Source organism: Candidatus Poriferisodalis sp. (assembly GCF_965237655.1).
Lineage (GTDB): Bacteria > Actinomycetota > Acidimicrobiia > Acidimicrobiales > Poriferisodalaceae > Poriferisodalis.
Genome location: NZ_CBDEGB010000001.1, coordinates 264105 through 277011, shown reverse-complemented (window position 1 = coordinate 277011; position 12907 = coordinate 264105). Strand labels below are relative to the sequence as shown.

Genomic DNA, 12907 nt, shown 5'->3' with positions numbered 1-12907 from the left:
CCTGACCGCGTGAGGATCGCGACACGATCGAGCCCGCTGGCAACGTGGCAGGCGCGCGCCGTCGCGACAGCGCTGGCAGCGGCCGGACCGTCCCCTTCCGACATCGAGCTCGTGCCGGTCTCTACGAGCGGTGATCTGGACCTGTCCACGCCGATCTCGCAAATGTCTGGCCGGGGAGTGTTCGTGACCGAAGTGCAGGCGGCTGTGCTTGACGGCCGGGCCGACGTGGCGGTGCACAGTGCGAAGGACATGCGCTCAGAGCCGACCCCGGGCTTGACGCTGGCGGGCTGTCTTGGCCGAGGCGACGTGCGCGATGCGCTCGTGGGTCTGGCTCTCGACGCGATTCCCCGCGGGGGAGTCGTCGCGACCGGATCACAACGACGCGAGTGCCAACTGGCGACGCTGCGGCCCGATCTGCGTTTCGCCGGCCTGCGCGGGAACATGGCCCGCCGCATCGCCGCCGCGGAGAATCCAGACATCGACGCCGTGATCGTTGCCGCAGTGGCGCTGGAGCGTCTCGGCGAGTCACACCGCATTGCGCAGCGATTCAGTCCCGATGAGCTCGTTCCCCAAGTCGGGCAGGGCGCCATTGCAATCGAGCATCGGGACGGCGACGCTGCCACCGCTGCCGTAGTTGCGGGGATCATCGACCAGATCACGACACGTTGCGTGCATGCAGAACGCTCCTTTCTGCGAACGCTCGGCGGCGGTTGCGAGCTGCCCACCGGGGCCTACGCCACCCTCGGCGCTGACGGGAGCATCGAGATGACGGCACTGCTGGCAACACCCGACCACTCCGAGATTGCGCGCGCCTCTGGCAATGACCTCGACGGCGAGGCGCTCGGCGAGGCGCTCGCACGCGATCTGCTCGCTCGGACAGGGACAAGCGGTGACTGAGAAGCGCCTCGACGTGCTTGCCGACCGCACGGTCGTCGTGACGCGGGCGTCGCACCAGGCCAGCCCATTGGTTGAAGTCCTGCGCCGTCACGGCGCACGTCCGGTGGTTGCCCCAGCCATAGCGGTGGTGCCGCCGCTCGATGGCGGCCAGCCGCTGGACGACGCTCTGCTGCGGCTCGAGCAATTCAGCTGGGTCGCTTTCACGTCACCGAATGCGGTAGCGGCCACGCTCGCCCGTGCCGATCGTCGCGGTGTGCGGAAGCGTTTCGCACGGATCCGCGTCGCGGCGGTCGGACCCTCAACGGCAGCGCGCATCGAGGCCGAGCTGGACCGTCCGGCCAACCTCGTGCCCGACCGCAACGACGCCGTCGGGCTTGCCGCGGCCTTTGGAGATCCACGCCCGGGCGATGCGTGCTTCGTGCCGCACTCCGCGCAGGCCCGCCCTGAACTCGTCGACGGCTTGACGGCCCGCGGCTGGAACGTCACGGCAGTGAGTGCGTACCGCACGGTCACACCGACCCTGTCGGACCACCTCATCGCCGATGTGGCCACCGCAGATGCGGTGATCTTCGCCTCGCCGTCTGCGGTCCAGGGCCACCTGACCCAGATCGGCGGTGGGCCGGTGAGCGGTGCGGTGGTGTGCATCGGCCGCACGACTGCCGTTGCATGCACCGAGGCTGGCCTGACGGTGGCGGCAATCGCCGCGCAGCCGTCCGACGACGGACTCGTCGATGCGGTCGTCAGGGCTATGAGAGACTGAGGTAGTGATTCGTAGCGCCGAAAATCGGGGCAGCGCGGACGCAGTTGCGCGCGACGCTTGCGGTCGCGGCGGCCGAATGGGGTCACTGCGCAGAGCAGACCGTAGGAGGCTCCCGATGGGCGTAACTCATGTTTCCGTCATCGTCAGGAATCCGGCAGCACCGGACCGCGTCTGGGACGGCGAGTTCTTGGTGGACACCGGGGCCGTCGATTCCCTTGTCCCGCGTATACGGCTGGAATCCATCGGCATTCGGCCAGGGGGCACCCGCACCTACGAGCTGGCGGACGGCACGAAGAGGGCGTTCGATATCGCAGTTGCTCAGTTCGAGTTCATGAACGAGACCGTCGGGGGAACGGTTATCTTCGCTGACGATGACGCCGAGCCGTTGCTTGGCGTTACAGCACTGGAGTCGGCGGGTATTGAGGTGGACCCGCGCAACGAGCAGTTGAAGCGGCTGTCCGCGGTCAGGCTCAAACCCTTCGCGACTGCCTGATTCTTGCCAGCATCCGCGCGCGGCTTGCCTGAGTCCGTGCGCTGCGCACGATGCTGTTGACACCAACAACGGCACTGTCCCGCATTGGGGCCGAAGCCGGCCCCAGCAAGCCGTCGCTCGCGCGGACTTCGCCTACGCTGCCGACCGTGACCGGGCCCCAGCCGACCAATGCGGGGTTGTTCGAGGCCGCGCAGCGGGTGATTCCCGGCGGTGTCAACTCACCTGTGCGGGCCTTCGGCTCGGTCGGCGGCACGCCGTACTTCGTGGCCTCCGCAAGCGGTCCCTATGTCACCGACGTCGAATGCCGCCGCTACATCGATTTCGTGCAGTCCTACGGCGCAGTGATCCTGGGTCACGCCCACCCCGCCGTCACCGAGGCAATAGCGGCCGCGGCGGCGCAGGGGACGTCCTACGGAGCGCCCACGCAGCGAGAGGTGGCACTGGCGACTCTGATCGCTGAGGCCGCACCTGGGGTTGAGCAAGTGCGCTTGGTCAACAGCGGCACCGAGGCCACCATGACTGCCGTGCGGCTGGGTCGTGGCTTCACCGGCCGGCCGCGCATTGTGAAGTTCGCCGGCTGCTATCACGGCCATGCCGACTCGCTGTTGGCGGCGGGCGGCAGCGGGGTCGCGACGCTCGGGCTGTCGGGTTCAGCCGGAGTCCCGCCGAGCGCGGTGGCCGACACGGTCGTCGCGCCCTACAACGTGGTGCCCGAACTCGACGACCAGATTGCAGCGGTGGTCGTCGAGCCGGTGGCGGCGAACATGGGTCTGGTGCCGCCGGCGCCCGGCTTTCTGGAGGGCCTGCGACAGGCCTGCGACGAAGCGGGCGCGCTGCTCATCTTCGACGAGGTCATCACCGGATTCCGCCTCGGCCCGGGCGGCGCCGCCCAGCGGTACGGGGTGACGGCCGACATCTCCTGCTTCGGCAAGGTGATCGGCGGCGGCTTGCCCATCGGCGCGCTCGGCGCACGCACCGAGATCATGGAGACGCTGGCACCGACCGGTCCCGTGTACCAAGCCGGGACGCTCTCGGGAAACCCGCTCGCCACCGCAGCGGGTCTCGCCGCGCTGGACCAGCTCTCGCCTGAGGCCTACGCAGAGCTCGAAGCCCGGGCCAGCCAGTTCGCCGACGGCATGCGCGGCGTCCTCGCGGGCGCCGGGTTCGACGCGATCGTCTGCCAGGTAGGCACCCTCGTCGGCCTGTACTGCGGCGCGGGTCCCACTTCAGGCTCCACCTCAGGCTGGGTGCCGGCGGACTACGACGATGCCCGCACCACCGACGAGCAGGCCTACGCCCGACTGCACGCCGAGCTGCTGGCCCGTGGCGTGGCGTTCGCGCCTGGTGCCTACGAAGCGATGTTCGTCAGCCTCGCCCACACGCCCGACGTCATCGATGAAACCCTCGCTGCCATCGCCGACGCCGCCAAGGCGTGCACGGCTTTCTGAGAGGTTGCTACTCGGACCTCGTCGTCCGGGACACATCAAGCAAAGAATTCAGTTTCCTCATATGCTCCCGAATCTGATTGAGACTGAATCCGCTTCACGACCTTCCGGCGACAGACGGAATCCTTGAATGAACCTGTGCCCACTGCGAACAGATGAGCAATCCGGCGCCCGCCCGCTCTGGAAGTCCGCTTCCATGACTTCGCCCTTGCTCATTGCGCCAACGAAGCCCTCTTCGCATGCTTGGATCGACCAGCTATGGCTGGCACGACGTGACGGACATCGAGGCTGACGAACCGATGGTCGAAGATGCGCACGTCTCCTTTGCGAGATTGTTCGAGTCTTGGGTCAAGCGATACGTAGAACCCAGATCAGCCTCAGCCCGAGAGCGCCTCATTGAACAGCTGGTCCGTCATGTGGGCGATTACAGCCAAGATTACGAGACCGGCCGTCTGTTCGTACGCCTTCGGACGAACTTGACTTCGGAGGAGTTCGCAAACCTCCCACAGACGGCGCACGAAGTTCTACGCGGCGCTTCGATCACGTTTTCCAGCGATGAAGAGAGGAAGCAGCAATACGAGGCTCGGCAGCAGGCCGAACGTCAACGAGAAGCCGAGCAGTCTCGTCGCGAGGAGGAGCGCCGTCGTGAGCTACAGCGCTTCCGTGAGAATCGAGAGCGGGAACGCCAGCGGTCGATTGAACAGCGCCGGAAGGCTGAGGCGTTGAGGCGCGAGCGCGAAGCGGAGAGGCAGCGCAGACAGGCCATCTATGACGCGGAGTTGGCAAGACTGCAAAGTGATCGTGAGCGATTGCAACGGCTAAAAGACCGCCTCGATCTTCACAACACCAAGCCGAACAGCAGAATCCACGAACGGCTGCATGAGGACTTTCTGCGATTCGACCGGCACATAGCTGCAAAATGGTTGTCATTGGTGCGGGCTACTGGCTTCTACGAGCATCAAAAGATGAAATTCGTTTCCCATTGGGCCGCTGAGCGTTACGGACTGCCTCTAGACCAGGAGCAAGCGGCGGCCGTCGGTGCAGTCAATCGCAATGTGTTGGTGACAGCACGGGCGGGCTCCGGCAAGACACGGGTATTGACCGCCCGCGCGTTATTTCTACACAAACACTGTCGCATACCCGCGCATCGCATCATGCTGTTGGCCTTCAATCGTCGTGCCGCATCGGAAATGGAAAGCCGCCTGCGAGAGCGGCTTGGCGATGACATTCCATATGTGATGACGTTTCATGCGCTTGCGTACGCCTTGGTGCACCCTCCGCAAGGGTTGCTGTATGACGACAAAGACGAAGGCAAACAGCATCTCAGTGAGGTTACGCAGCAGATCATAGATGAACACGTACGCAGCGAGCGATGGGCCAACCGAATCAAGAGTTTGATGCTTGAGCATTTCGAGGCCGATTGGAATCGGATCGAGACGGGCGGCTACAACCTGTCAGGCCAAGAGTTCCTCGACTTTCGATATTCCCTTCAGTCTGAAACCCTGAACGGTGAACGTGTTCATAATTTTGGCCAGAAGGCCATTGCGAATCTCCTCGTCGAGTACGACATTCCATATACGTTTGGCCCTAGAGCTAGAATACGATGGGGACAGCGGCAGCTTTCTGCAGATTTCGTAAATTACAAGGACGGAAGAGATCCCCTCTTCGTTCGCTACATTGAAGAAGGTGGAGGAGACGACTCTGAAGGATGGGAGAAGCTCAAGTCGTCGATAGCGGCCAAGAAGTTCAAGGGTCATCTATTGGAATACCATTACGAAACCCTTAGGGAGCTCGGCAAGGATGCCTTCGCTCAGTTGCTGTTGTCCGACTTGCGAGAGTACGGATTGCGGCCGCGACATTTGAACCAAGACAAGCTTTGGCTTAAGGTGAGGGACAGAGCGGTAGACCGGTTCACCAAAGCGATGGCCAATTTCGTCGGCCGGTGTCGACAGCGCGCTTGGACAAACCATGACCTAGAGCAAGCTGCCATACAACGAAAGGCGAGTCCCGATGTCACACACCATGAAATTGAATTCTACCGCATTGGCAATTCCGTGTACAAGGAATACCTGGGGAGGCTTCACCAGGCTAATCTTGAGGACTTTAATGGCCTCATGCTAAGGGCTGCTCATACCGTCAGGGATGGTACAACCACTTTCATGCGCAAGGGTGATCCTGGCGATATCAGAGATATCGACTACCTGCATATTGATGAGTACCAAGACTTCTCGCGATCATTCTACGACCTCACGTCTGCGATGCGAATGACCAATCCCAAAATGAACGTCTTCGCGGTAGGTGATGACTGGCAAGCGATCAATGGCTTTGCCGGATCTGATCTCACCTACTTCCATGACTTCGATGAGCACTTCCCCAATACACGGCATCTGTCGATCACCCGAAACTATCGGTCGCATAAGAGAATCGTCGACGCCTCGAACGCGCTCTTGACTGAAGATGACGAATTCGCCAAGGCGGTCAACGAAGAGGACGGAGTCGTTCAAGTTTGCACCCTGGATGAGTTTGATCCGACGCGGCTGGAGCGAGAGATCCTCGGTGCTCGGAAGAGCGGTGGCTATTCGGACTCTGACGAATATGAGATCGCTGTGGCGCGAATAGCGCAAGAAGTCGCAAGAAAGGGAGAAGTCGCGTTTCTCAATCGGACTCGGGACCCCGACGTAGTTGCCGGCTCGACTCCGAAAGCCGCGCAGACAGCTCTTCGAGAGTTGTTAGGCGAAGAGCTGCGTGAGAACGTTGCCGTTGACACGGCGCACAGCTACAAGGGGCTCGAACGTGACGCGGTGGTTATATTGGACGCTGTTGCGAATCACTATCCCCTCATCCATCCGCATTGGATCTTCGGCCAGATATTCGGAGACACATTGAAGTCTATCGAAGCGGCTGAACTGCGTCTCTTCTATGTGGCAGTCAGCCGCGCAAGAGATCGATTGATTATTTGCACACAAGACTCCAAGCGAAGCTCATTTCTTGACACGATCCAATCGGTGTGTGACTTCCCGACGCTCGACGTCAACGAACTGCCCCCCGTGATACGGAATGACTCGCATCGCTACGAGGTGCGAGTCCTCAACTCATACGAAGTCCGGGAACTCTTGAAGAAAGAGGACTTCACCTTTGTCCCTGGCTCTGACTCCCAGCTAAGCCACTGGTCAAGTGTGATGCCTGCTGAAGAGGTGACGCTTGACTGGATCGATAAGGCCCCGTGGAACGACGGCAACGTGATCATTGAGGTGTACGACGAGACCAACAGGCGCATCTGGTCGTCAACAGATGGTGGTGATGCGTCAGCATTGGCGTCCGCCGACCCGTTCTGATTTACCAGTCCCCGTGTCGCTCGACAATGGCGCCCGCTTCGAGGTCGTTACCTTCTCAGTCGTGACGGGCGAGCCTGTGACGCTCGTGGCGGGGAGCAGGGTGGCTGTCCGTCGCTGTTGCGCCGCGGCCTTGCGTATCATTGCACATCGATGTTATGATGCGGTGATGCGCACCACCGTCGATTTGCCCGACGACCTGCACGCTCTCGCCCGCGAGCTGGCCCATCAGCAGCACAAGACCCTCAGCGGGGTCATCGTGGAGATGCTCCGTAAGGCCACCGGTACCGGAAGCGCCACCCGTGACTCATCCCACGAAACTGGGTGGCCCACGGTAAACCTCGACCGACCGATCACCATCGAGGACGTCAGGTCGCTCGAGGACGAATGGTGAACGTGGCGCTGGCGGACAGCAATCTGCTGATCGCACTGACGGTGCCGAGTCATGTGCATCACGGCATGGCGCACTCGTGGCTCGCGCAGCATCAAGGTGTGGTTGCCACATGCCCGATTACCCAGGGAGCGCTGTTGCGACTGTTGATCCGAGAAGGCAGATCCGCAGAAGCTGCTCTCACGGCACTCGAAGCTATCTCACGGCAACCGAATCATGTCTTCTGGCCCGACAACCTCGGCTACGGGGATGCGTCACTGCGTGGGGTCATCGGCCACCGGCAAGTCACCGACGCCTACCTTGCGGCGCTGGCCGAGCACCACGGTGGCGTTGTCGCGACCCTTGATCGCGGCCTCGCGCTGCTCCGCCCCGACGCGACGCTGCTGATCGGGGCCTGAGCCCACGAACCGAAATCCTTGCCGCATCGAGCACGGCTGGCAACAATGGGTGGGCTAATCTCATCGCTCGTGTCGAGCACGACGGTGCATGTCGCCCGCGATCTGCGACTCGCGCCCGGGTTTCGAAACTCGGTGCACGAACTCGCCAGGAACGAGCAGATCAGCGTCTGGGATGCAGTGGGGCAGCTCGCTGAGGACCCATCGCATCCCGGATTGAACCTCAAGAAGCTGAACTTCAGGAGTTCAGTCGGTTGGCTGTGGTCCGCGCGGGCATCTAAGGATCTGCGCATTTTGCTCCGGCGCCTCGGAGCAATAAGCGAGCTGGTTCACGCCGGTCATCACGACGCGGTCTATGAGCGGGCCGAGCGCATCAGAACCCTGCCGACTGCGCCGCCACCGAGCGAGGTGATGCCTGCAAGCGAGCCGGCTGAAGACGGCCTTCCGTCGACAGAACGCCACTCCAAGCCAGACTCGTACGTCCACGAGCGCCGGGAGCACCTGTCGACGAAGGACGAGCCGCAACGACCGCTGCTGTGGATGTGGTCTGCCGCAGACGTGCTCGACATGTTCAAGGTGCGAGACGAATTCGGTGGCGTGAGCGCCGATCAGGTGGAGGCGCTGGTTCGTGCGACCGATCTTGACGGGGACGACGTGCTGCTGCGTCATTGGCCGGGCGACGACAACATCGCCTTGCGACTCTCGCTGCTCGAACTCTTGTTTGAACTGCACGATGTTCATCCTGACCAATGGCGCAGCGATCAGCTAACCGCGGCAGAGCAAGCGGCTGTCGAGCAGTTCGCTCGAGACATCACCGAGCGTGGTGCCGCGGCCGCGCTTTCGATCACGCTAAACGCCGACGAAGTCAAGCGCCTCGCCGAAGCTCCGATCGAGGACTGGATGATCTTCCTGCACCCCTCGCAGCGCGACATCGTCGAACGCGACTTCACTGGCCCTGCCCGGGTAAGCGGCTCAGCGGGTACCGGCAAGACCACCGTGGCACTGCATCGAGCGGCCTGGCTGGCCAAGCGCCCGTTGCAAGAAGAGATATTCGGCGAGGAACCCCGGCCGATCCTCTTCACGACCTTCATCCGAAGTCTGCCGCCCGTGCTCGAGAGTCTGTATTCGAGGTTGCCCACGTCCGTCTCGGGATCGGTCGAGTTCACGAATATTGACCAACTCGCGGACCGCCTGTGCCAAGTGATCGACGAGTATCGCGGTGGCCCTCAGGCGAGCGTCAACGTAGCGCAGTCGAAGAGCACGTTCGCGCGGGCGAAGCGCGACGTGGTTCGCCCCGGTTCGCCGTTGCACGCGCTGGGACTCTCCGACGACTACCTCATCGACGAGGTGACCAAGGTCATCATCGGGCGTGACATCGGAGACTTGGAGACCTATCGCAAGATCAGGCGCCACGGCCGCGAAGTTGCGTTCCAGCAACCCGTGCGCGACCAGATGTGGGACCTCCATCTCGCATGGCGCGAAGTGATGGCGGATAAGGGCCTCGAACACTTCGATGACCGCATCCGCCGAGCGCGTGACTACGTGCGATCGCTCCCGCAGCCTCGATACCGCGCCGTGCTTGTCGACGAATCGCAGGACCTGACCCAGATTGGCCTAGAGCTGCTGAGCGCGTTGGTGGCCGAACGCGTCCCTTACGAGACCGGCGAAGGGCACGGCTTCGTGCTTGGCCACAACTCGCTGCTGATTGTCGGCGATGCCGCCCAGCGTGTCTATCCCGGAGGCTTCGCACTGAGTGATGCGGGCATTGAAGTTCGAGGCCGCAGCGAAGTGCTGGTCGTCAACTACCGAAACACGCGTCAGATCATCGAGGCAGCCATGGCCTGTACCGGCGCGCAGGAAATTGGCGATCTCAGCGACGAGACAGACGACGAACCGTCTGGCTCAGCATCTGCGGTGCCGACATCAGCGCGGCCGCGGCGACGCGCTGATGCGCAATGGGAAACTCGCCGTGACGGTGTGACGCCGCGCCTCGTGATCGCCGCAGATCAAGGCGATGAGCGCCGGTACGTGGTGGAAGAAATCACCTTGCTCGCCGCAACGAACCCAGCGCTGAGTCTGGGTGACTTCGGCGTCTTTGCGGTCACGAACAGCCAGGTCGACGCCGCGATCTCAGTACTGGAGCAGGCCGGCCTGAGCTGTGTCAACCTGAAGGACTTCGCCGGCAAGGCGTCCGAAGAGGTCAAGGTGGGGACCTTCGATCGGGCGAAGGGCCTGGAGTTCAAGGTCGTCTTTCTGCTCGGTGTGTCGCACGGCGCATGGCCGTTCACGGCCTCCAACAAGTTCCCTCCCGCCGAGCGCGCCGATGCAGAGGCGCTCGCCGCCACCAAGCTCTTCGTCGCCATGACCCGTGCCCGCGACGCGCTCTACGTCGTGTGCAGCGAGAAGCCTCACTCGCTGATCGACGCAGGCCGCGATCACTTCGAGACCATCCGCGTCCCGGCCACCTAGAAACTGAGCTGTCAATCGCTTGGCAGGCTGAGCTGTTTGATGATCTGTCTGGCTAGTCGCTCATTGATCTCGTTATGGCGCGCACCGCCTGATACGCGCCGATATTGGGGCGCGATACCAGTCGTGTTTTGAGCCGTGCCGAACCAAGACCGACCCTGTCGCGCGGATTCGCCTGATCAGTTCAGCCCGCTTCACGCCAGCGTGAGGTCGGCGACGTGGCGGACTCCCGGTAGTTCACCGCTCGTCAGATCTGCGTGGAGATCGCGCAGATGCTCTTCGAGGTCCTCCAACGTCTTGCCTTGCGTCCAATAGTCAGGGAATTCCTCGAGGTAGCCGAGCCACCACTCGTCCTCTTGCTAGTAGACGATCTTCGTGGTCCGCACGCCCACATCTCCCAGCTGGCCGTTTGTGTTGAACATAGCGCTCGTGGAGAGTTGATCCCGACGCGGAATCGGCGGTAACCGCGACCTCCCCGACAGCGCGTCCTTGCGTCCGGGCATCTCGCCGGTCACAACCGGAAGTCCCGCCGCTGGCCCGCCATTCTGAGGCCCAAGATGCGAGCGCACATCGGGACCGATGGTGGACAGTTCAGGGGCGGAGGTGGGTGATGGGGACGACGGCTATGCCGTCGTCGGTCTCGAAGGCCCTGCCGGCCGCGGTGATGACGATCAAGCGTGATTGCTCGCCGGCGCGTTGGGTGTCGACCTTGGCGCGCAGGCGACGCAGTGATGCAATTGCCGCCTCGATGGCTGCCGCTCCGCCAAGCTTGATCTCGACTGCGGTCCAATCGCCGGCGCCTCGGGTGATGATTGCGTCGACTTCCAGCTCCTTGCTGTCCCGGTAGTGCATGACCTCGGCGTCGAAGGTCTGGGAGTAGATACGGAGGTCACGGATTACCAGCGATTCGAAGAGGAAGCCGAGCGCCTCGAGGTCGGCGACCAGTCCTTCTGGTGATGCTCGCAGCGCTGCCGTCGCGAGTGACGGATCCACGAAGTACCGCTTCGGTGTGGAGCGCAACGTCGCTGTGCCACGGAGGTGTGTCGACCATGCTGGGAGTGGTTCGATGACGAACGCATCGGTCAGCCGGTCGAGATACCGCCGAACTGTGTCGCGGTCAGATGGGCCCCCGAAGCCTGCGGTGTCGTCAATCAACGTTCGCAGCGAGGCAGACGTAGCTTCGTTGCGGGCGAGTGACGCAATCAACGCCAACATCTTCCGCGGGTCGTGTCTAGCGGACTCCCCGGTCGCCAGGTCGATCTGCGAGACGTCGCGCAGGTAGTCACGCAGGCGCTCCCGGGCGTCGGCGTGGTCCATTGTGATGAACCGCGGAAAGCCGCCGCGGCAGATCAGTCGTGCGACGCTCTCAAGATCTGGCCCAGCGGGATCTGCTGCGCAGGGGTCGCGGTTTAGCAGTCTCGCAAGCGAGATTGCGCCAGACGAGTCACCCGATTCCCACAGCGACATCGGGCGCATCCGGAGCCGAGCGACACGACCGGCCCCGCTGTGATCGGTGGCGGTGAAGGCGGGCTTCACCGAGCCCGTCAAGATGAATTGACCGTTGACCCCCCGGTCATCGCAGGCGTGGCGCATTGCATTCCACAGGCCATCGGCGACGTGCCATTCGTCTAGCAGCCTTGGCGTGTCACCGACGAGGAATGAGGCCGGGTTCACCTCGAGCTGTCGACGGGTCGAATCGAGTTCGTCGAATCGCACCATGCTGTTGGCAAACATCCGACCGGTCCACGTCTTGCCACACGCACGGGGACCCTCGACCACCAGGGCGGGTGCCGTTCGCAGCAATCGCTGCATTTGCTGATCGACAACTCGCGGGATGTAGCCCTGAGGCCCGAGGCCGCCCATAGTCATACTGCAAAATATACCTCATTGATACCGCAGAAAATACCTTTCAGATGCCGCAAGAAAGAGCCGGTTGGCCGCATCTTGGGTTTCGGCTTGTCTCGGAACGCTCTTAGAGGCTTAGCGGGTAGGCGGCGATGCCCGGCGGCCCCGACTGTCTCGACTCTGCGCAGAAATGCCGCCACAGACGGCAAATTTGCACACAGAAAGCGTGACAGCAACTTTCCGAGACGTCACCTCTCCGCGCGGTCTCTCAGGTGCGGTCGCGCCAGAGCCGCGCGACCGAGGAGGCGAGTCGGTAAATCTGCCGGTCCGTGCGGGGGCCATCGGGGCTCGCCAGCAGGTCGGTCGAGACGCGCATGGCCAGGTTCCCCATCAGGGGGGAGCGAATCGCGAGCTGCGTCAACTGCCGCATCAGCCCGGGCTGGCCGAGCGCGCGTCGTCAGCCGGCCGAGGTGGTCGTACCGCTGCCAACGGGCAGCCAGCGCGGCCTCGTAGTGCCGCAGCTCGAGACCGTCGTCGGCGTCGGGTGCTCGTCCGATCATTTCAGCAGCCAGCCGACCCGTTGTCAGCGCCGGACCGATGCCATCGCCGTTCCAAGGGTTGATGCTGCCGGCCGCATCGCCAACCACGACCCAATGACGTCCTTGCGGACGCTGGGTTCGACGCGATCGTCTGCCAGGTCGGCACCCTCGTCGGCCTGTACTGCGGTTGGGGTCCTGAACCAGGCTGGGTGCCGGCGGACTACGACGACGCCCGCACGACCGACGAGCAGGCCTACGCCCGCCTGCACGCCGAGCTGCTGGCTCGTGGGGTGGCATTCGCGCCTGGTGCCTACGAAGCGATGTTCGTCAGCCTCGCCCACACG

11 protein-coding genes are annotated in these 12907 nt (G+C 63.0%); 8 read left to right on the top strand and 3 right to left on the bottom strand.

The window, feature by feature from the left end; translation table 11 throughout:
* The first annotated feature begins 9 nt into the window (after positions 1-9).
* From hemC to ACPXYO_RS01330, 8 genes are all read left to right on the top strand, one after another.
* A complete protein-coding gene (hemC, locus tag ACPXYO_RS01365) occupies positions 10-897 on the top strand; it encodes a hydroxymethylbilane synthase (protein WP_423916056.1) in 888 nt (295 codons plus the stop codon).
* Positions 890-1657: a uroporphyrinogen-III synthase gene (locus tag ACPXYO_RS01360; protein ID WP_423916055.1), complete on the top strand. Its 768-nt coding sequence runs from the start codon at positions 890-892 to the stop codon at positions 1655-1657. The genes hemC and ACPXYO_RS01360 overlap by 8 nt, the downstream gene beginning before the upstream one ends.
* Before the next feature lie 115 nt (positions 1658-1772).
* Complete coding sequence (locus tag ACPXYO_RS01355) at positions 1773-2150, top strand: clan AA aspartic protease (protein WP_423916053.1); 378 nt, start codon at positions 1773-1775, stop codon at positions 2148-2150.
* Positions 2151-2296: 146 nt separating this feature from the next.
* Positions 2297-3598, top strand: coding sequence for a glutamate-1-semialdehyde 2,1-aminomutase (locus ACPXYO_RS01350; RefSeq protein ID WP_423916051.1), 1302 nt, complete (start codon positions 2297-2299; stop codon positions 3596-3598).
* A 269-nt stretch (positions 3599-3867) separates the two neighbouring features.
* Entirely contained in the window at positions 3868-6930 is a 3063-nt protein-coding gene (locus ACPXYO_RS01345) for a UvrD-helicase domain-containing protein (RefSeq protein WP_423916049.1), read from the top strand.
* Between the two features lie 166 nt (positions 6931-7096).
* Complete coding sequence (locus ACPXYO_RS01340) at positions 7097-7321, top strand: antitoxin (RefSeq protein WP_419551246.1); 225 nt, start codon at positions 7097-7099, stop codon at positions 7319-7321.
* Complete coding sequence (locus ACPXYO_RS01335; RefSeq protein ID WP_420445549.1) at positions 7318-7716, top strand: TA system VapC family ribonuclease toxin; 399 nt, start codon at positions 7318-7320, stop codon at positions 7714-7716. Before ACPXYO_RS01340 ends, ACPXYO_RS01335 begins: the two co-directional genes overlap by 4 nt.
* Positions 7717-7785: 69 nt before the next feature.
* Positions 7786-10182, top strand: a complete 2397-nt coding sequence (locus tag ACPXYO_RS01330; protein ID WP_423916047.1) for a 3'-5' exonuclease — start codon at positions 7786-7788, stop codon at positions 10180-10182.
* 588 nt (positions 10183-10770) lie between these two features.
* Here ACPXYO_RS01330 and ACPXYO_RS01325 read toward each other — a convergent pair.
* From ACPXYO_RS01325 to ACPXYO_RS01315, 3 genes are all read right to left on the bottom strand, one after another.
* A complete protein-coding gene (locus ACPXYO_RS01325) occupies positions 10771-12048 on the bottom strand; it encodes an ATP-binding protein (RefSeq protein ID WP_423916045.1) in 1278 nt (425 codons plus the stop codon).
* 244 nt (positions 12049-12292) lie between these two features.
* Positions 12293-12454 (bottom strand): hypothetical protein, encoded by a 162-nt coding sequence (locus ACPXYO_RS01320; RefSeq protein ID WP_423916044.1) that lies wholly within the window; start codon positions 12452-12454, stop codon positions 12293-12295.
* 153 nt (positions 12455-12607) lie between these two features.
* Positions 12608-12904 (bottom strand): hypothetical protein, encoded by a 297-nt coding sequence (locus ACPXYO_RS01315; RefSeq protein WP_423916042.1) that lies wholly within the window; start codon positions 12902-12904, stop codon positions 12608-12610.
* Between the last annotated feature and the right edge of the window lie 3 nt (positions 12905-12907).

What these genes read in the sequence shown, in the direction of transcription:
- ACPXYO_RS01340 (WP_419551246.1), top strand. Translation starts at nt 7,097, where the DNA reads ATGCGCACCACCGTCGATTTGCCCGACGACCTGCACGCTCTCGCCCGC.
- ACPXYO_RS01355 (WP_423916053.1), top strand. Translation starts at nt 1,773, where the DNA reads ATGGGCGTAACTCATGTTTCCGTCATCGTCAGGAATCCGGCAGCACCG.
- ACPXYO_RS01325 (WP_423916045.1), bottom strand. Translation starts at nt 12,048, where the DNA reads ATGACTATGGGCGGCCTCGGGCCTCAGGGCTACATCCCGCGAGTTGTC.
- ACPXYO_RS01320 (WP_423916044.1), bottom strand. Translation starts at nt 12,454, where the DNA reads ATGCGGCAGTTGACGCAGCTCGCGATTCGCTCCCCCCTGATGGGGAAC.